This window comes from Asticcacaulis sp. (assembly GCF_051954415.1).
In the GTDB taxonomy this organism is placed as follows: domain Bacteria; phylum Pseudomonadota; class Alphaproteobacteria; order Caulobacterales; family Caulobacteraceae; genus Asticcacaulis.
This window is the reverse complement of sequence record NZ_JBQCHT010000033.1, coordinates 72,473-90,388: the sequence shown is the minus strand read 5'-3', so window position 1 is coordinate 90,388 and position 17,916 is coordinate 72,473. Positions and strand designations below refer to the sequence as shown.

The window sequence follows — 17,916 nt, the reverse complement described above, 5'->3', positions numbered from 1 at the left end:
GGCATATCTTTTGCAACGGTTTAGGGGAGGCCTCGGCAATATGGGCGGGTGCTGTGTATTTTAAGCGTAAACTGGCGTAAAAGCGTAAATTGAGACAACCTCTTTAATTCCTGAGGCAGACGTGGACAGATTGCAGATATTATTCAATCGCTTTCGAACGTTACTGACGGGGCTGATGCTCCTGACGGTGATCCTTTTTGGCACGGGTGTTGCGGCAAATGCGCAGGTTGTGGCGGCGCCCGCAGATGTGCCGGCCGCGGCAACGGCGAGTGCCGGCTATGAATACAGGCTTGGTTCAGGTGACAAGATCCGGCTGATCGTCTTCGGTGAGCCTGACCTGAGCGGCGAATTCACGATTTCGGGGGACGGCATTGTTTCGCTGCCGCTGATTCGGGACGTCCGTGCGGCCGGCCTGACGGCGCCGCAATTGCAGGCCAATGTGGAGACTGCCTTCAAGGAAGGCTATCTCAAGGATCCGCGGGTCAGTATCGAGGTGCTCACTTTCCGGCCGTTCTACATCCTTGGGGAGGTCGTCAAGCCGGGCGAATATCCTTACAGCAACGGTATTACGGTCGTGAACGCGGTGGCCCTGGCCTCCGGCTATACCTACCGCGCCAATCAGAAAAAGGTCTTTATCCGCCACGCCGGTGCAACGACCGAAGAGGAGGTGCCTCTGACCTCCGCGACCATGGTGGCGCCGGGCGATACGATTCGCATCGCCGAACGTTACTTTTAGGTATCACTTTAGGTGTAATCACTTTGCACCTAAAGCGGTTTGGGCTATTGGGCTTGAATCGATAACCGTATTATGATTTCGTTTTAGCAAGTGCGAAAAAGAGATTCTTTTCGCCGCCGAGGGGCTTGAAGCCAATGAAAAAGATCATCCTGGGACTTGGCGCTGTCGTTGGACTGTCGGTCGCTGCCGTCGCTATTGCCGCGCCAGCCGGTGTCGTGCCTGCAAATGTTGAAAAAGAATCGTCTTCCCTGGCGATGAAGCTGGTCTCTACCGCCAACCAGGCGGAAGAAGCCGCCTTCGTGGCCCTGGGCAGCGATGCGGCCGCCATAGCGGGCGTCACGGGTAACGGACCGGCAGTGGCCGGCGAAGGTGCCGCCCAGCCAGGGCAGAGCGCCCACGCCACGGCGCGCGACGCGGCTGTATCCGAAGACGTCGTTGCGCTGATCGTTGTCGCCATCGAAAACGACATCAAAGCCCAGGTAGCCGCCGGTGTGCCGACCTTGAGCATTTCCACGGCCCTGACCCGCGCCTCCAACACGCCGAACCTGTCGAAGAACGTCGCAGCGGCTTTCGGGCGTGTTCAGGGTGACCTGGAAAAGCTGTTCGACCAGACGTCGCCCGGCGCGGTCAATGGCCGCAATCATGGCGGCAACCTGCCCATCGCGCCCAAGGGTGCGCCGGCCGGAGCTGGTTATCGCGCAGGTTAATCCGGCGCATATTTGTTTTTTAGTTCAGGCCCGCGTCCGCAGGGCTCTTTCCAACGACTTTGTCAGTATGACGGGGATTAATATGAAATACGGCACATCGCTGGTAGTGCTTTCCGTTGCCTTGCTTGCAGCTAATGCGGCGCACGCTCAGGATTCCAACTTTGCCCGTGATCGCAATATCGCGGTCACCGAACGCATTCCGCCTGAATATGAGCCGCGTGGCCTGCGCTGGGGTGTGTTCGATGTGGCGCCGTCTCTGGATGTCGATGTCAACAGCAATGACAATATCTATTACGCGCCCGCCAATGAGGTCTCTGACACCTATTCGGCCATCACGCCGCGCGTGCGGATTACCTCCGACTGGGGCCGCCATCAAATGACCGCCTCGCTGCGGTCGACCTTCATGAACTATGCGGATAACGACAACCTGAATACCACGAGCTGGGAAGCCGCGCTGGCGGGCCGGCTCGATATTCACGGCCGCAGCAATCTGTTTGCCGGCATCAATTACAGCGACGCCTTCGAAGCCCTTTATGATCCGTCGGCGCAGACGGTCGCCACCAACCTGGCCAAGCCGATCGAATACAAGGCCACTGTGGCGAACGCCGGTTTTGTGGCGGAAGGCAATCGCCTGCGCTTTGTCGGCCAGGTCGTACTGACCGATCTGAAGTATGAAGATGCCATCACTCTTGGTGGCGTTGTGATCCCGCAGGGTGACCGCGACCTGACTCAGGTCAACTATTCCGGTCGGGCAGATTACGCATTGAGCCCCGATACCTCGATCTACGCCATCTGGGTTGGCAATAAGCGTGATTATAAGGATGCGGCCATCAACCGTGACTCGGATGGTTACGATGCCGCCGTCGGCGCCAGTTTCGACCTGACCAACCTGATCCGGGGCGAGGCCCAGATCGGCTATCAGGAACAGACCTATGACAATCCGGCGTTCCCGAAGGTGGACGGCGTGTCGTTTGCGGCGAATGTCCAGTATTTCCCCACCCAGTTGCTGACCGTCTGGGCGAATACAGCCCGCACGATCCAGGAAACCCCGCAATTCGGCGCTTCCAGCTATACATCGACCGCTTCGCAAATCGGCGCGGACTACGAATTGCTCCGTACCCTGGTGCTCAGTGCGTCCTATGGTTATACGACCGACGAATATAACGGCGTCGACCGGACCGATGACCGGACCAATCTGTGGCTGGGCGCCAAATATCTGGTCAATCGTCACGTCGTCATCCGGGGCGGTTACACACACAGCGAGAACAAATCCAAAGGAAACGGCGCCATTCCGGGTTACAAGGATAACGCATTGAGGGTTTCTTTAGGGCTTCAGTATTAAGCTCATGAGACCGGAGGCATTAATCCGGGCTTCTATTCAATCTTACGCTGGCACAATTTATGATCTCGGATAAACACTCTCCTGAAGCCGATGGGTCGGACAGCCTGCTGCCTTCGCTCGACCTGACCGCCATTATAGCGGATTTCAGACGTTTCAGCCGGTTCTTTGCGGTCATTTTCGGGTGCGTCTTTCTGCTGATCATCGTGCCGGTGCTGATGCAGGTGCCAACATACACGGCCACGGCCAGCGTCATGATGGACCCGCGCACCCTGAATGCCACGCCAAACCAGGATGTCCTGTCGGACCTGCCGCCCGATGCAGTGACGGTCGATACCGAGGTCGAGATACTCAAGTCAAATGCCTTGGGCGACCGGGTTCTGCGCTCGCTGCAACTGGACCAGGATCCCGAGTTCAATCCGGCGCTCAACAGCAGCCACTTTTTCGGCCTGATCAAGAACAAACCGGATAATCGCCGACTGACCCCTCTGGAGGCTCAGGGGCGGCACGAGGCTGTTCTGAATAATGTACTGGGGCACCTGACGGTCGCGCGTTCGGGAGCAACCCGGATTATCACTATTTCCTTTACGTCCACTTCTCCGGAGAAGGCGGCACGGATCGCCAATGAGTGGGCGCGTCTCTATCTGTCTCAGCAACTGGAGACAAAGTTCCAGGCCACAAAGGAAGCCAATGACTGGCTGAACAGCCGTCTGGGCGACCTGCGTACCCAGGTGGAAGCCGCCGAGACGGCGGTGCAGCAATACAAGATCGCTCACAATCTGTTGGCGGTCTCGCCTGACAACACCCTTGGCCAGCAACAGATTACGACACTTGACCAGCAATTGGCGGGTGTGAAGGTTGACCGGGCCGAAAGCGAGGCGCGTCTGGCCGTTGCCCGGCGTCAGTTGACAGCGGGGTCCGGCGGCGAAGATGTCGGCGAAGCGCTCAATTCGGACGTGGTCAAAAACCTGCGCGCCCAGCGAACGACGGTGAGCCAGCGTCTGGCCGATCTGCAGTCGCGTTACGGCAGCAAGCACCCGGACATCATCAAGGCGCAGGACCAGCTTAACGATATCGACGCCCAGATCCGCGCCGAAATCCAGCGCATTATGTCAAATCTGGAAGCCCAGGCCGAAATTCAACGGCAGCGCACGGCGTCACTTGCCGGCAGCGTCGCGCAGGCGAGGGGGCAACTGGTCGGCAACAATCAGGCCATGGTCAAGCTGAATGAGTTGCAGCGCAATGCCGACGCGGTTTCGACCCTGTACCAATCCTATCTGGATCGTTTCAAGCAAACCTCATCGCAGGAAGGCATTGATCGCTCCGATGCCCGGATCGTATCGAACGCTGCCCTGCCGACGGGACCGAGCGCGCCTAAAATTCCTCTCTCGATGGCCCTGGCCTTCATAGGCGCTCTGGGAGCGGCCACGGGGTCCGTGCTGATCCGCCGCGCTCTGGACAGCGGGCTGACGACGGCCACGGATGTCGAAACCATCCTGCGCCAGCCGCACCTGGGTAATGTCGCCGATCTGGCCTCCACCCTGACGCGCGGTCAGAAGGCCACGCCGGCGCAATATGTCGTCGACAAGCCCCTGTCGGTCTTTTCCGAAGGCTTCCGCATCATGCGCGCCGCCCTGATCTATTCCCGCATTGGGCACGACGTAAAGGTCATCGCGGTGACCTCTTCACTGCCCGGCGAAGGCAAGACGACGACCTCTGTCTGTCTGGCGCGCGTCATGGCCTTGTCCGGTCAGTCCGTGGTGGTGGTCGATTGCGATCTGCGCCGCCGTTCGATCAATCAGTACATCACTGGCCCGGTTGAAGGGGGCCTGCTTGAAGTCCTGGCCGGCAAGGCTGAACTGAAAGATGTCCTGATCAAGGACGACCTGACCAATGTGCTGTATCTGCCACTGGTTGAGAGCGCCTACACGCCCAAGGATGTGTTTGGTTCCGAAGCCATGGATCAGTTGCTTGACAAGCTGCGCGCCAGCTTCGATGTGGTGATCCTGGATACGGCACCGGTGCTGGCCGTGGTCGATACCCGCATTCTGGCCCGCAAAGCCGATGTGGTGGCCATGCTGGTCCGCTGGCGCAAGACGCAGCGCAAGGCCGCGCAGGCGTCGCTGGAATTGCTCACCGAAACCGGCGCCCATGTCTGCGGCGTGGTGCTGACCCAGGTCAATGTCAAGGAACAGGCCAAATATGGCTACGGCGACAGCGGCTATTACTACGATCAGTACAAGAAGTACTATCAGGAATAGCCACCTGATCCCCTGCGCCTGATCGCGCGGATCATGGGTGTTGCAAGGCAAAAAAACCGGATGAAAGTCGCTATCGTTCACTATTGGCTGGTCGGCATGAGGGGCGGCGAGAAGGTACTCGAATGCCTGTGCGAACTGTACCCTGAGGCGGATATCTTCACGCTTGTAGTGGATCTTGACAAGCTCTCACCGCGCCTGTTGAAGCACAGGATTACCACCTCGTTCCTGCAAAAAATCGGTGGCCGCCGCTTCTACCAGAAGATGCTGCCCCTTATGCCGCAGGCACTGGAAGCCTTTGACCTGACGGGCTACGACCTGATCCTGTCGAGCGAGGCGGGCCCCGCGAAAGGGATTATCCCGCCGCCGGAAGCCGTGCATATCTGCTATTGCCACTCTCCCATGCGCTATATCTGGGATCTTTATCCGCAATATTACCGCAAGTCCGGCTGGCTGGCGCGACTGGCCATGCGTCTGACATCAAGCTGGCTGCGGGCGTGGGACGTCACCACGTCGGCACGCGTCGATCACTTCATCGCCAATTCGGCTTTTGTGGCCAAGCGCATAGAGAAGTTCTACCGGCGCGAGGCCACGGTGATCCATCCGCCGGTCGATGTGTCCCGTTTCACGCCGTCTGATACGCCGGAAGACTATTATCTCTGCGCTGGCCAGATTACGCCTTATAAACGCATAGATGTGGCCATTGAAGCCTGCACCCGCCTGAACCGGCGCCTGGTTGTGATTGGCTCCGGCGCGACAAAGGAAATGAAACGCCTGGCGGGACCGACAATCACCTTTCTCGACAAGGTCGATGATGCCACCATGGCGCACCATTTTCGCAATTGTCGGGCGCTGGTTTTCCCCGGCCTGGAAGATTTCGGCATCGTGCCCCTGGAAGTCATGGCCAGTGGTCGTCCCGTTGTGGCTTATCGCAGAGGCGGAGCGGTCGAAACGGTCGTTGAGGGCAAGACAGGCGTATTCTTCAATGAGCAGACGGCAGACAGCCTGATTGACGCCATAAACCGGTTCGAAGCGCGGCTGGATGATTTCGATCCGGCGGTTATTGCCAGGCACGCCCAGGACTGGAACCGCGATGTTTTCAAGAGCCGGCTGCAAGCCTTCATTGCGTCGTGCCTGCCGCAGGCGGACGTGGCATGATCTTGTCACCCGCACCAAAACATGACAGAAGAGCGACTTGGTTCCCGCGTCCGGCCGCCATCGTTTTTCGCCTGAATCATAAAGGATTTTAGGGCAGATGGATTTTATCCCGATAGCGATATTCTGGGGGCTGGCCCTGATGGGCCTGTTCGGCAATCGGTCGATCCTGATCTATCTCTTTTTTGCGACCATGCCCTTTGGGTCTTTTGCCGTTTTCCCGCCAAGCATGACCATGGGCCTGACGCTCACACCCACGCCGATCGTTGCCTGCATCCTGTTCCTGCGTACCTTCATGACCGGCAAGGCGGTCAAATTTGGGACTTCCGCGATCCTGTCGCCGCGCGGTCTGCTGTTGCTGACGCTGTTCTGGGCCGTCGCCGTCCTGGTGACGATCTTCAGCCCCCGCTTTTTCGCAGGCGCCATCACGATCGTTCCGATGAAGGTGACACGGTTCTTCCAGTCCGAGCTCCTGGAGCCGACGACGCAGAATATTTCACAGATCATGTACCTGACCATTTCGGCCATTACGGTCGTCACCTTCGCGCGTCTGATGCTTGACCCAAAACAACAGCAGAATGCGCTCAAGGGCCTGTGCATCGGTGGTGTGGTGGCGGTCGTTACCGGCATACTGGATTATGCCAGCCATTTCGTCACTCTGGGCTGGTTGCTCGCGCCATTCCGCACGGCCACTTATGTATTGATGACCGATGTGACGCTTGAAGGCGGCACCCGGCGGGTTGTTGGGCTCATGCCGGAATCGTCCGTCTATGGCGCCCTGTGTACACAGTTGCTGACATTGTTGTATTTTCTGCGCCATGCCATCACCGATACCTTCTACAGGAAAAAAGTGGTTCCGGTCGTAGCAACGCTTTTGTTGCTGTTCGTCTGGTTATCCACCTCATCTTCGGCCTATGTGGCTCTGGTCGTGTTCTGTGTCTTTGCTCTGTTGGAGTTTTTATGGCGCGCCAAGAGTGCCCGGCACGGCACCCGTGCCGGGCGTGAACTGGAACTGGAATTCTGGGCCGCTTTTGTTGTAGCGGCGCTGATTTTCGCGGTTTTCGTCATCCATCCACAAGTCTTCGACCCGATTTTCCGGCTGTTTGACCAGATGGTGCTTAAAAAGACGCGTACGGTTTCCTTCGAGGAGCGCAGTTTCTGGACGGCGACCTCGTGGAAGGCGTTGTTTGACACCTATGGACTGGGCGTCGGGATGGGCGGTACGCGCACGTCCAATGAGGTGGTCGCGGTATTGAGTAACACCGGCTTTTTGGGGGGGCTGCTCTATTACGGCTTTGTGCTGCAATCCATGCTTCGGCGCGCCTATCCGGGGGATACGGTCAATGCGGCGCTGGTTTCCGGTCTGCGCTGGTCATTCCTGCCGGGGCTCACCGCGGGCATACTTGCGGGCACGACGGCGGATTTCGGCCTGAAAAATGCCTTCCTGTTCGGCACAATATTTGCCGCGGCCCTGGTATCCTGGCAAGGTCGGAACAGGAACGGCGCTGCCGTTCTGGCTGATGCCGGAGCACAAAAAATATCAGTTTAGCGTTGATAGTAAACTTCAGGCGCTGGCAGCCGAAAGCGGCCGGTCCCTTTGCGGATGGGCCTTTTGATGCCAGGCCCATGCCGTGCCGATTATATCCTCCAGAGAGGAATAGCGCGGCACAAAGCCAAGAACGTCGCGGGCGAGCGCGGGCTGCGCCACCAGTATGGCCGGATCGCCAGGGCGGCGGCCGCCGGTGACGGCCGGCATCTTGCGGCCGGTGATCCGCTCGATTGCCGACAGGATCTGCAACACGGAATAACCGGTGCCCTGGCCCAGGTTGTAGGCGCCGCCAGGGTGGCCATTCGCCAGGAGTCGTGCCGCCGAAATATGGGCCTCCGCCAGGTCCTTCACATGGACATAGTCGCGGATCGCCGTGCCGTCGTGTGTCGGGAAATCGCTGCCATGGATGACGAATTCGTCGAGATGCCCCAGCAGATACATCAGGGCGCGTGGAATAATGTGGGTTTCATTGTCGCGGAATTCACCGATCTCACCATCGAAATCAGCCCCTACCGCGTTGAAATAGCGCAGGGCGATCGAGCGAATGCCATAGGCGGTGCTGTAATCACCCATCATCTGTTCGCAGATCAACTTGCTGCGGCCATAGGAATTGATCGGGTTCTTGGCGCAGGTTTCAGCGATCGGTACGCTTTCCGGCTGTCCATAGATGGCGCAGGTCGATGAGAAGACCAGCGAACGGCAGTCTGTCGCACGCATGGCTTCCAGAACGGACAGGGTGCCGGTGACATTGTTGCGGTAGTAGCTGGCCGGGTCCGTTACGGAATCCGCGACGCTGGCCAGGGCGGCGAAGTGCATGACGCAACTGGCATTATGCCGACGAATGGTGTCGCTGAGCAGGGTCGTATCGAGCAGGTCGCCCTTGACCAGCGGCCCGTATTTGACAAATTCTTCGTGACCAAGGGACAGATTGTCATAGGTTACCGGCTGAATGCCGGCCTCATGCAATGTTTTGCAAGCCTGGCTGCCAATATAGCCGGCGCCGCCCAGAACAATGATGGTTTCCATAGGGTATGTCCGCTTTGTGAGTGGCCTTAAATATATAACTTGCTGATTATATGATTGAAATTAACATTCAAATAATCTCCGCTTTCGAGGCGTGAATTGTATTGTGCGGCAGTGGTTAAGGCAACAGGGCCTCAGGCACTGGCATGTTTTCGACTTCGGCGATCGTCCGCAAAAGCCGGCGCGCCGCCCGCTGCCATGTATATTTCCCGGCCTGGACCTTTCCCCGGACGCGCATGTCGTTTCTTAAATCCTCATCGGTCATCAGGCGGTAAATCTGTGCGGCCCAGGTCGCCGGGTCATGCGGATCGGCAACGAGCGCCGCATCTTCACAGACCTCCAGCAGGGAATCGCAAGCCACAATGGCCGGACAACCGTGCAGCATGGCTTCAAGGGGGGGGAGGCCAAAGCCCTCGGTCAGGGATGGACAGGCATAAGCCGTCGCCCCTTTCATCAGGCCGACCAGTTCGGGATCTGATATACGGCCGAGAAATACGACATTCTCGGGCACCGTGTGACCGGCGGCTTCGAAATCCGCCGCCGATGCGCCGCCGAAAAGCGCCAGGGTGGCCTGTTTCAAAACGGGATCAGCGAAGGCTTTCAAGAGGATGCTTATGTTCTTGTGGAACTGGGTATTCGCCAGGGAGAGGACGTAGGGGCGGGTGTCGAGACCAAGACGCGCAACCGCGGTCTCGTCCGGGGTAATGCGCAGAATGTGATCGCAGCCATGAGGAATTATGCTGATTTTCCCGGCTGGCGCTACACCATAGCGGACAAGGTCTGATCTGGCGGCGGCGGCGCCGGTGAGGATATGTTTGTGGTGGTGGCCGATCACGGGCAGGGCGATTTTATACCAAAGGCGAAAGGCGAGGGAATAGGAGGCCGGCATGGAATAGACCTGCGTATCATGAAGCATGGTCATGGCATTGCGCCTGATGAGCGGACCCGCATTGCAGAAACCGACGCACAAACCATCGGCCGTGAGACGCGGCAAATCGAATTGTTCCCACAGGACACCTTTCAGCCGCCCACCAATCTTGCTTCGAACCCTGGCTAGCGCCGGTCGGTGGCGCACCTTTGGGGGCGTGACCAGGGTCAGGTCAAACGCAGCGGCGAGCGTCGGGTCTTCGATCAGGAGTTTGTCGACCGCGACAATCATTTCCTGAGCCACGCGATGCACACCCGACGGAACAGCAGTCAGGAAACGGCCATTGAAATAGATTTTACGGGGGGGGCGCTTCTGATTAGTTACTGCCTCTGGCTTGACGCCCCCCGATGAAAGTTCAGTGCGTGCGTACATGATTATGTCTTCAGGGGAAATATTGTCAGCGTTCATCAGTTTTGCGGAGTTGAAATGGAGGAAACGGGTAATTTTATAATGTCTATATTTGGCATAGACCCCTTTAAATATCGTTAGTCTATTATTTGCTACCATTTCGGTAAAAAAGGGCCTCGCCCTGCCTTGCGACCTCCTTTATGTTGCGGGCTGGCAGATGAGAAAAGCATACGGGGTGAGGGAAAAAGCGCATGGGGTGGCAAAGATATTCGGCCTGGTTGTGGCCGGCGATCGTTTCGGCTGTCGTCCTGGTGGCCTTTGCCATACGCGGCTCTGATCTTCCCGCCGCGGCCACGATGCTGACGGCTGTCTTCGCTGCTTTGGCCGCGATAGCATTTATCGTGCCTGTCGCGGAAAACCCGGCGCTGGTGCAGCGTAAGGCTGTCAGGAGCCTGTTGATTTCCCTGGGTGTTTTTGTCGTGGGGGTGACTATTTCCGCAACCTTCGCCGTTTATGATCACTCGGCGGTCTGGCTGGAAGCCATAAAGCTTGGCGGGGTCATTTGCGCCTTCATGCTGGGCCTGCGCTGCTCACTGACGGACGACGGGGCAAGGAGACTGTTTGATGCTCTGCTCTATGCGGGTGGAATCTGGGCTTTGGCTTCCCTCATTATGTTTATCCTCGATCCGGCGGGCATATACGGCGTTATTAAATTCGGCGCCGGACGGCTGACGGGGGCGTTCAGTTCTCCCAACAGTGCCGGCACCCTGTTCGGTGCCCTGGGTGTCATGGCGCTGGGGCGTATTATCAGTCGCGTCCTGACCCGACGGGAGGCGCAGATACTGGAGCGCATCGATCCCATAATGGCGGGCGTTTGCGCTGTAAGCCTGGCCGCTCTGATGCTGACGGTTTCGCGCGGCGCCATTATATCCACCATAGTATGCTTGGTACTGCTGTCAGTCCTGTTGTTGCGCAATCACCTGTCCCTGCCGAAGCTGGCGGCCGTTGGCGCAGCAATCGTTATGGTCTTGATTGTTATCTTCGCTACGCCATTGGCGAGCCTTATCGGGCGTCTCAACGGCATAGACGGGGACGCGCAGGTGCGGGCAACCATACTCAAAAGCCATTTCAGTTTTGCCATGCAGCAGCCCTGGCTTGGATCTGGCCTGGGATCGTTCAATACGGTGAACAGTCATATCGTGACGGCGAAGGATTATTCCGAACTGGCGGTTATCCGCGCCACCCACAATGTCTACCTTCAGTGGTTCGAGGAAACGGGCGTTATCGGCCTGGCGGGGCTGGGGGCGCTAAATCTCGCTGTTCTGCTGCCGATGATTTCAGCGGCGCGGCGCCGCAGTCAGATGGGCGGGCGTATCTGGGCCATACTGGCAGGATACCTGGTTTTCCTGCTGCATGGCTTTACCGACTACGCGTTTCAGGAACCGGCGCTGGCGCTTTTCGTGGTCTTGCTGCTGGGGAGTGGTTTTGCCATGGCCACCAACACGGCAGCGTCGCGCGCGTTCGGCGCGGGCTGAGATCAGAAGACGAGTTGCAGGAGCACGTACCAGAAGCCGGCGCAAATAATCGACATGCCAGCGAGCGTCCAGCCGAAAGGAATTTTGGTGACGGAAGGCGAGGCGGATTCGTGCCGCGCATCCCAGGACTGTTCCAAGCAGGCCTGCAGGGCCAGGGCGGGGGACTGATGCGCCGTCATATCGGCATGGGCTTCCGTCAGCCGCACGGGGGCGGTATCAGATGGCCGTATTTCCGGCTGAAACTGTGCCATTTCAGGCTTTGCCTTCAAACGCGGCATGGGCTTCTTCCCTCACTGGCATTACAATATCCTGAAAGATGGCATTTAATGCTTAAAACTTGCTTTCAGTACTTGGTTAATAAGGTTAAACGAAGGCGTCCTCTCGTGGGCAATAGGTGTCAAATACTCGTTTTCTATATGGTGTAGTTGCCGTCATGATTATTCATATATGTTGTGGGCTGTGAGTTTTTTCTGAAAACATTCTGATAAGGTCAGAATGCTGGGTGTCTACAAATGGGATGGGGTAATATAAGCTGCCGTCGTAAGGTTGGCATGTTTCGTGCATATCGTCTTGCAAACGGATAAAAGGTGGCGTTAAGGCATTTGGGTCAGGTGGAAATTTGTGGTATAAAAATACCTTTATTTTTGCTGTGACAAAAAAGGCCAAACAGTGGCAAAAAATGCGCAAACCCTATATGCTGCATCACTTGCACCTTGACTCCGATGACGTTACACAAGCTTAATTTCAGACGGATAAAGTCGATTGGAAAACCTGATGTACTATGTAAGGGGGCAGAGCGTTCAGATTGACGGCAATGCCGATCTGACCTTGCAATATGCGATCATCGAAAGGTCGCGTTCGTCCTTTCGTGTATTCCAGACCGTGCGCCGGCAGTCGTCCGATATGCTGATCCGTGCTCTCGATATAGTGATCAGCCTGTTGGCGCTGATTTTCTTCGCGCCCGTGCTTGTTATGGTCGGCCTGATGGTCAAGGCCCAGGATGGCGGATCGGTATTTTATGGCCAGACGCGCGTTGGCCTGGGCGGCCGGGACTTTACCTGCTTCAAGTTTCGCAGCATGTTGACGGACTCGGAGGTCCGGCTCAAGAACCTGCTGGCCACCGACGCTGCCGCGCGCGCGGAGTGGATACGTGACCACAAGCTGAAGAATGATCCGCGTATCACCGGTTTTGGCCGTTTTATCCGCAAGACCAGCCTGGACGAATTCCCTCAGCTCTGGAACGTGCTTAAGGGGGATATGAGCCTGGTGGGCCCGCGTCCGATCGTCCAGGACGAAATCTGCAAGTACGGTCGCACCTTCGTTCGCTACGCTTCGGTCAAGCCTGGCATTACCGGTCTGTGGCAGGTGTCCGGCCGTAACAATGTCAGCTATCATCGCCGCGTGGCTATGGACCGCCTGTTCTGCCGCCGTCGTAATGTGGCGCTCTATCTGTATATTCTGATAGCTACGGTGCCCAGCATCCTGGCTCAGCGCGGGTCTTACTGACCGTCCGCATGGTCATTGAAAACCTCTGATATTTGATCAGCATCACCGGTATTTTGGTAACTGTATCTGGCCCTGTCGGACAAGGCGCGAACTGGCGGCTGACGAGGCTCAAGAAAAGTGCAAAGTCAGGGGAAAATATTTACATAGTATCGCGTAATTGAAAATTATTCTCGCATTTTTGACGCTTTAAGGCTTAAATGTGGCAACTCCCAGGGGCTGTTTGTGAAGCGCATAACCCTTTTTGCAAAAGGCAATGTCGACGTCCATGACTCGCTGCATTCGTGTCGCGTTGGTGGTAATTTGTTGTGGAATGGTATCAATGACGTCCTGCGGCAAACCAATCCGGGACTGACGGTGCGTTTGCGTCACGAAACGCTCACCCGGTTCGATGCGCTTCTGGCGGCGGAAGGCGTGGTGCCGCCTGAGCTTTCGGTGCGCGATCTGCCGCTGGGCACCTATCCGCTGGCCAGCCAGTTCAGCCAGAATGTTTTCACGACGCCATCAGATGCCGTGATCCTGTCCATCCTGCCGGATGTGGCATCGCGGCTGGTACGTCACAAGCGCGACGGTTTCCTGTTTTACCCAGCGGAAGCCTCGACCTGGTCAGCCGAAGACCGGGAGTGGCTGCGCAGTGAGTTTGAATCGACAGGCTCTGCGAGCGTCGAGGAGACGATGCAAAACCTCGCGGCCATCGTGGAGCGCATCCGGCAAACCAGGGACGTGCCGATCCTGGTTTACAATCTGTCGCCGGTCATTCCCGGCGACTTTGTGCATTGCTATCTGGGGCTTGACGAAACCTATGCGACCCGCATCAAGCGTTTCAATCTGGCCCTCATAGAGCTGTCGCAGGCCGTCGGCATATCGATTGTCGATCTGGACGCGATCGTGGCGCGTCATGGCGCCGACACACTGAAACTGGATGCCATGCATCTGACGGCGGAAGGATACAGGCGGGTTGCCGAAGAGGTCGTGCGTATTCTCAACGACCTGGGCGTATTTGATGATGAGGAGACGGGTGTATGAAGGCGAGTGTAGTCATCAGATCGAAGGATGAAGCCGATCGTTTGCGGTTGACCCTGACCTCACTGGCCTGTCAGAGTGAGCCGGCTGAAGTGGTCGTAGTCAATGACGGCTCTTCAGATCATACATCGGAGGTGCTGGCAGATGCACCTGACAGGCTGGACCTGAAGGTGGTGCATCATGCGAAGCCGGCGGGCCGGTCGGCGGCGGCGAATGCCGGCGCGGAAAAGGCGACGGGTGATATCCTGATATTCCTCGACGGCGACACCCTGGCGGCGCCGGATTTCGTGGCGCGGCACATGGACCGTCACAGGGAAAAGCCAAATCTCATTGTGCGCGGTGAAACCTATCACCTGCGCTGTACGCGGCCCTTCCTTGATCCGGAAGCGGGCACGGCCAAGCCGGGGGAAGAAGAGCGCGTCGCGCGCATGTCGGCTTCGGAACGATCGCGGTCATTGGTCACCCGCGAGCAGATTGAGACGGATTTTGCCGGTATTGACCGCCGTGGCCAGCCGGGCATCTATCCCGGATTTGGTCCGCGCCGCCTTTATGATCTCGAAATGGAGGCCCTGCGGGCGCCGGTCGATTGCGGTGTCCTGTGGACGGCGGCTTCCGGCGCCAATCAGTCTCTCTCCCGAGCCGCCTTCATTGCGTCCGGTGGTTTTCATCCCAGTATCAGCATCAACGAACACCGGGAACTGGCCTTGCGGCTTTGCCTGTCGGGCATGTCGATGACCGCCTGCGAAGGGCGCAGCTACCACATGACCCACCGCAGCGGCTGGCGTGATCCGCTGGAAGACCTCGAATGGGAAGACATCTTCTATGCGGCGCACCCCCGGCCGGATGTGGCGCTCATGCCCCTGTTCTGGCAGAGCCTGAGCGAACTGGACTCGGTGCCGGAGGCGGCGCGCATCCTGTCCCTGCCGCAACTGGCCCAGGCGGCCGCAAGCTGTGCCGGTCTGGAAGGACGTGAGACGGTTCGTGCCGCCTATATTGCCGCCCAGGTCAATAACGACAGGGCCATGGCGTCAAGCCTGGCGGGCGAGGCATGACACGGATTCAACTAGCCGCATGGGTGACGGAAGGTGAGCGCCTGGCGCTTTCCTCCGCCGAAGGGGCGCTCAATGCGGCCCTCGAAGTGGAAGCCTTTGGCCTGACCTGCACGGCGGTGACGGCACCGGCTGACCTGTCTCAGGTGCCGGCGGGAACGATCCGGCTGGTATCGCTGGCGACACAACTCTCCTCTGTCGATACGCCCTGGGCTGAGGTTCAGGCGGAACTGTCGGCGTGGATTTCAGACATTGCCGGAAGCGGTGACCCGGTGCTGGTGGCCACTGTTTTCCGTTGTATCCCATTGGGGGGAGACCCGGAAGGCAAACTGTTGACGCGCATCCGGCGGCTGAATCTTCTGGCCACCGAGTTGTCGCGTGAATTTGGCGTATTTGTTGTCGACCTCGATCGCGTGCTCACCGATATCGGCGGCATGGCACTCGAAACCAATTACCGTTTGCAGGGCAGGCTGGCGGCGGATGTGGCCGGACAGGCCTTGGCGATGTGCATAGCGACGAATGCCCTCGATCTTTACATCCCCTTCGAAGCGCAGGAACGGACGCTTGCCTATCTCAGGGCGCATGACCAGGCCGTGCATCCGGAAGCCGTTCTGACGCCGGCCAACCTGATGAGCATGGGCAGCGGCCGGCGCCGGCAGCGCGTTTCGACGAATACCGATGCCGTTCAGGAAGACCAGGTGCGCTGGCTGATCGATCAGGTTCTGAAGCGAAAAATCGGCCTGGGCGAAGCATCGCAAAAACTCATCATGGCCGTGCGCCGTCGGGGGGCGAAGGAGAGCTTTACCCTTATCGCGGCTGGAATGGCGCGTCTTATCGGCCGAAGGAGAGCCGCTTAGTCATGGATCAGATTGAGGCCCTGCGGGGCATGTTGCTTATTCGGGCCTTTGAGGATGGCTTGGCCGCGCGCAAGGATCACGGCTTCCAGCTCCTGTCGTCAGGGGAAGAGGCCGTGGCGGTGGGGCTGGCCGCCGCGCTCCAGCCGGGTGACCAGCTTCTGACCGGTGGTCGCTCCATTGGTCCGGCCCTGGCGCGCGGTGTGAAGCCTGAGCATCTCATGGCAGAATTGCTGGCCAAGGTCGGCGGCATCAATCGCGGCCGTGCGGGCCGCGGGCACCTGTCCGATCCGGACGCCGGCTTCTTTGGCTCGCATGCGGTGGTCGCCGGCAATATCAGCATCGCAGCCGGCGTGGCGCTGGCCCGGCAGATGGCGAATGATCCGGGCATTGTCGTGATCCTGTTCGGAGACGGCGCATCGGGCGCGGGTGGGCTGTACGAAAGCCTCAACATGGCGGCTTTGTGGAACCTGCCGCTCTTGTTTGTCTGCAATAATAACCAGTTGTCCGTTTCCACCCCGCGCGAGGCGGCGGTGGCGGCGCAGAATATTTCGGACATCGGCGCCACCTTTGGGCTGTGGACGCGTTCAGTCGACGGCCTCGATGTCGAAGTGGTTGCGGAGGCCGCAAGGGAAGCGGTGGATCATATCCGCCAGGGCAAGGGACCGGCCTTCCTCGAATGCGCCTCTATCCGCCTGCGCTCCCATTCGACCACGGCGCGCGAAACCCGCAGCCGCGACGAACTGGCGGCGCTCAAACTGCGTTGCCCGATCGAACGCTACGTGGCCTATCTGCAAACCACCGGGCATCTTGACGACACAAAGACAACGCAACTGCGCGAGGAGGCCCTGCAGCGCGCCGCCGAAGCCATGGCGTTCGCGGAAGCCTCGCCCTATCCTGACGCTGCCGAGGTCTTGCAGCATGTTGGATGATAAGATGATGACCACACGCATGTTCTTCCGCGAGGCGGTGGCGCGCGCGGTCCGCGAGGAAATGAAGCGGGACGACAAGGTGTTTGTCCTGGGCCAGGATGTCGGATCCTTTGGCGGCTCCTACCGCGAATTCGACGGCCTTTTCAAGGAGTTCGGCCCGCAGCGCGTCAGGGATACACCAGTGGCCGAGGCGGCCTCGGTCGGGATCGCGGCCGGAGCAGCGGCGGCCGGTTTCCGGCCCCTGGTCGTGATCACCTATATGGACTTCCTGATGATCGGCTTCGATGCGCTGATCAACTATGCGGCCAAGCTGCGCTACAAGACCGCCGGCGGGTTGACCGCGCCGATGGTGGTCAAGACCACGGCCGGGGCTCAGGGGCAGGGCGTGGCCCACTCTCAGTGCATCGAAGCCTGGCTGATGAGCGTGCCGGGACTTACGGTGGTGGCGCCTTCGACGCCGGCTGACGCATACGGCCTGATGAAGACGGCCCTGCGCAGCGATGGGCCGGTGGTATTTGTCGATCACAAAAAGCTGTTCCCCGCGCCGGGCGATGTGCCGGTGGCCGAAACCGCCATGCCGTTTGGTGAAGCCTGTATCCGCCGCGAAGGCGCCGACGTCACCATCACCTGCCATAGCTATATGGTCCGTATAGCGCTGGATGCGGCAGCGAACCTTGAAAAGGAAGGCATTTCCTGCGAAGTCGTCGATCTGCGCAGCCTGGCGCCGCTTGATCTGAATACCATTGCCGCTTCAGTCGAGCGTACCGGCCGTTTGCTGACCCTCGAAGAAGGTCAGACCACCTGCGGCGTTGGGGTTGAAGTGGCCAGCCAGGTGTTTGAAAAGATTGGCTACCGGCCCTGGACCCGCGTGGGCGCCCTGCGTGCGCCGGTCTCGTCCAATCCGGTGCTGGAAGCGGCTTGTGTACCTAATGCGGCGCGTGTTGAAGAGGCCGTTCGTCACCTTCTCGGCAAGTGAT

General features: G+C 58.7%; 16 protein-coding genes. 13 read left to right on the top strand and 3 right to left on the bottom strand.

Annotated elements, in window-relative coordinates; all coding sequences use genetic code 11:
* The first annotated feature begins 175 nt into the window (after positions 1-175).
* From ACTHND_RS11380 to ACTHND_RS11355, 6 genes are all read left to right on the top strand, one after another.
* The gene (locus ACTHND_RS11380) at positions 176-736 is read left to right on the top strand and encodes a polysaccharide biosynthesis/export family protein (protein WP_440178064.1); all 561 of its coding nucleotides are present in this window, start codon (positions 176-178) and stop codon (positions 734-736) included.
* 134 nt (positions 737-870) lie between these two features.
* A complete protein-coding gene (locus tag ACTHND_RS11375) occupies positions 871-1,443 on the top strand; it encodes a hypothetical protein (RefSeq protein ID WP_440178063.1) in 573 nt (190 codons plus the stop codon).
* 82 nt (positions 1,444-1,525) lie between these two features.
* Positions 1,526-2,785 carry an outer membrane beta-barrel protein gene (locus tag ACTHND_RS11370; RefSeq protein WP_440178062.1) on the top strand — a complete coding sequence of 420 codons (1,260 nt, stop codon included), beginning with the start codon at positions 1,526-1,528 and terminating at the stop codon, positions 2,783-2,785.
* A 59-nt stretch (positions 2,786-2,844) separates the two neighbouring features.
* The gene (locus tag ACTHND_RS11365) at positions 2,845-5,043 is read left to right on the top strand and encodes a GumC family protein (protein ID WP_440178061.1); all 2,199 of its coding nucleotides are present in this window, start codon (positions 2,845-2,847) and stop codon (positions 5,041-5,043) included.
* Between the two features lie 60 nt (positions 5,044-5,103).
* Complete coding sequence (locus tag ACTHND_RS11360; RefSeq protein ID WP_440178060.1) at positions 5,104-6,198, top strand: glycosyltransferase; 1,095 nt, start codon at positions 5,104-5,106, stop codon at positions 6,196-6,198.
* 97 nt (positions 6,199-6,295) lie between these two features.
* The gene (locus ACTHND_RS11355; protein WP_440178059.1) at positions 6,296-7,744 is read left to right on the top strand and encodes a hypothetical protein; all 1,449 of its coding nucleotides are present in this window, start codon (positions 6,296-6,298) and stop codon (positions 7,742-7,744) included.
* A 15-nt stretch (positions 7,745-7,759) separates the two neighbouring features.
* Here the strand turns inward: ACTHND_RS11355 and galE are convergent, their stop codons facing one another.
* Both galE and ACTHND_RS11345 read right to left on the bottom strand, forming a co-directional pair.
* Positions 7,760-8,770 (bottom strand): UDP-glucose 4-epimerase GalE, encoded by a 1,011-nt coding sequence (galE, locus tag ACTHND_RS11350; protein WP_440178058.1) that lies wholly within the window; start codon positions 8,768-8,770, stop codon positions 7,760-7,762.
* A gap of 115 nt (positions 8,771-8,885) precedes the next feature.
* Entirely contained in the window at positions 8,886-10,067 is a 1,182-nt protein-coding gene (locus ACTHND_RS11345) for a glycosyltransferase family 4 protein (protein ID WP_440178057.1), read from the bottom strand.
* 227 nt (positions 10,068-10,294) lie between these two features.
* Here ACTHND_RS11345 and ACTHND_RS11340 point away from each other — a divergent pair, with 227 nt between their 5' ends.
* Positions 10,295-11,578, top strand: a complete 1,284-nt coding sequence (locus ACTHND_RS11340) for an O-antigen ligase family protein (protein WP_440178056.1) — start codon at positions 10,295-10,297, stop codon at positions 11,576-11,578.
* A 2-nt stretch (positions 11,579-11,580) separates the two neighbouring features.
* Here the strand turns inward: ACTHND_RS11340 and ACTHND_RS11335 are convergent, their stop codons facing one another.
* A complete protein-coding gene (locus tag ACTHND_RS11335; RefSeq protein ID WP_440178055.1) occupies positions 11,581-11,856 on the bottom strand; it encodes a hypothetical protein in 276 nt (91 codons plus the stop codon).
* Positions 11,857-12,352: 496 nt separating this feature from the next.
* Between ACTHND_RS11335 and ACTHND_RS11330 the strand changes: the two genes are divergently transcribed.
* From ACTHND_RS11330 to ACTHND_RS11305, 6 genes are all read left to right on the top strand, one after another.
* A complete protein-coding gene (locus tag ACTHND_RS11330; protein ID WP_440178054.1) occupies positions 12,353-13,084 on the top strand; it encodes a sugar transferase in 732 nt (243 codons plus the stop codon).
* 222 nt (positions 13,085-13,306) lie between these two features.
* Positions 13,307-14,107 carry an SGNH/GDSL hydrolase family protein gene (locus tag ACTHND_RS11325; RefSeq protein ID WP_440178053.1) on the top strand — a complete coding sequence of 267 codons (801 nt, stop codon included), beginning with the start codon at positions 13,307-13,309 and terminating at the stop codon, positions 14,105-14,107.
* Positions 14,104-15,156 (top strand): glycosyltransferase family 2 protein, encoded by a 1,053-nt coding sequence (locus ACTHND_RS11320; RefSeq protein WP_440178052.1) that lies wholly within the window; start codon positions 14,104-14,106, stop codon positions 15,154-15,156. The genes ACTHND_RS11325 and ACTHND_RS11320 overlap by 4 nt, the downstream gene beginning before the upstream one ends.
* A complete protein-coding gene (locus ACTHND_RS11315) occupies positions 15,153-16,010 on the top strand; it encodes a hypothetical protein (RefSeq protein ID WP_440178051.1) in 858 nt (285 codons plus the stop codon). The genes ACTHND_RS11320 and ACTHND_RS11315 overlap by 4 nt, the downstream gene beginning before the upstream one ends.
* Before the next feature lie 2 nt (positions 16,011-16,012).
* Positions 16,013-16,939 (top strand): thiamine pyrophosphate-dependent dehydrogenase E1 component subunit alpha, encoded by a 927-nt coding sequence (locus ACTHND_RS11310; RefSeq protein WP_440178050.1) that lies wholly within the window; start codon positions 16,013-16,015, stop codon positions 16,937-16,939.
* 4 nt (positions 16,940-16,943) lie between these two features.
* Positions 16,944-17,915, top strand: coding sequence for an alpha-ketoacid dehydrogenase subunit beta (locus ACTHND_RS11305; RefSeq protein ID WP_440178049.1), 972 nt, complete (start codon positions 16,944-16,946; stop codon positions 17,913-17,915).
* Position 17,916: the final 1 nt, after the last annotated feature.

What these genes read in the sequence shown, in the direction of transcription:
- ACTHND_RS11365 (WP_440178061.1), top strand. Translation starts at nt 2,845, where the DNA reads ATGATCTCGGATAAACACTCTCCTGAAGCCGATGGGTCGGACAGCCTG.
- ACTHND_RS11305 (WP_440178049.1), top strand. Translation starts at nt 16,944, where the DNA reads ATGATGACCACACGCATGTTCTTCCGCGAGGCGGTGGCGCGCGCGGTC.
- ACTHND_RS11330 (WP_440178054.1), top strand. Translation starts at nt 12,353, where the DNA reads ATGTACTATGTAAGGGGGCAGAGCGTTCAGATTGACGGCAATGCCGAT.
- ACTHND_RS11320 (WP_440178052.1), top strand. Translation starts at nt 14,104, where the DNA reads ATGAAGGCGAGTGTAGTCATCAGATCGAAGGATGAAGCCGATCGTTTG.
- galE (WP_440178058.1), bottom strand. Translation starts at nt 8,770, where the DNA reads ATGGAAACCATCATTGTTCTGGGCGGCGCCGGCTATATTGGCAGCCAG.
- ACTHND_RS11340 (WP_440178056.1), top strand. Translation starts at nt 10,295, where the DNA reads ATGGGGTGGCAAAGATATTCGGCCTGGTTGTGGCCGGCGATCGTTTCG.
- ACTHND_RS11335 (WP_440178055.1), bottom strand. Translation starts at nt 11,856, where the DNA reads ATGCCGCGTTTGAAGGCAAAGCCTGAAATGGCACAGTTTCAGCCGGAA.
- ACTHND_RS11355 (WP_440178059.1), top strand. Translation starts at nt 6,296, where the DNA reads ATGGATTTTATCCCGATAGCGATATTCTGGGGGCTGGCCCTGATGGGC.
- ACTHND_RS11375 (WP_440178063.1), top strand. Translation starts at nt 871, where the DNA reads ATGAAAAAGATCATCCTGGGACTTGGCGCTGTCGTTGGACTGTCGGTC.
- ACTHND_RS11360 (WP_440178060.1), top strand. Translation starts at nt 5,104, where the DNA reads ATGAAAGTCGCTATCGTTCACTATTGGCTGGTCGGCATGAGGGGCGGC.
- ACTHND_RS11315 (WP_440178051.1), top strand. Translation starts at nt 15,153, where the DNA reads ATGACACGGATTCAACTAGCCGCATGGGTGACGGAAGGTGAGCGCCTG.
- ACTHND_RS11310 (WP_440178050.1), top strand. Translation starts at nt 16,013, where the DNA reads ATGGATCAGATTGAGGCCCTGCGGGGCATGTTGCTTATTCGGGCCTTT.
- ACTHND_RS11370 (WP_440178062.1), top strand. Translation starts at nt 1,526, where the DNA reads ATGAAATACGGCACATCGCTGGTAGTGCTTTCCGTTGCCTTGCTTGCA.
- ACTHND_RS11380 (WP_440178064.1), top strand. Translation starts at nt 176, where the DNA reads ATGCTCCTGACGGTGATCCTTTTTGGCACGGGTGTTGCGGCAAATGCG.
- ACTHND_RS11345 (WP_440178057.1), bottom strand. Translation starts at nt 10,067, where the DNA reads ATGTACGCACGCACTGAACTTTCATCGGGGGGCGTCAAGCCAGAGGCA.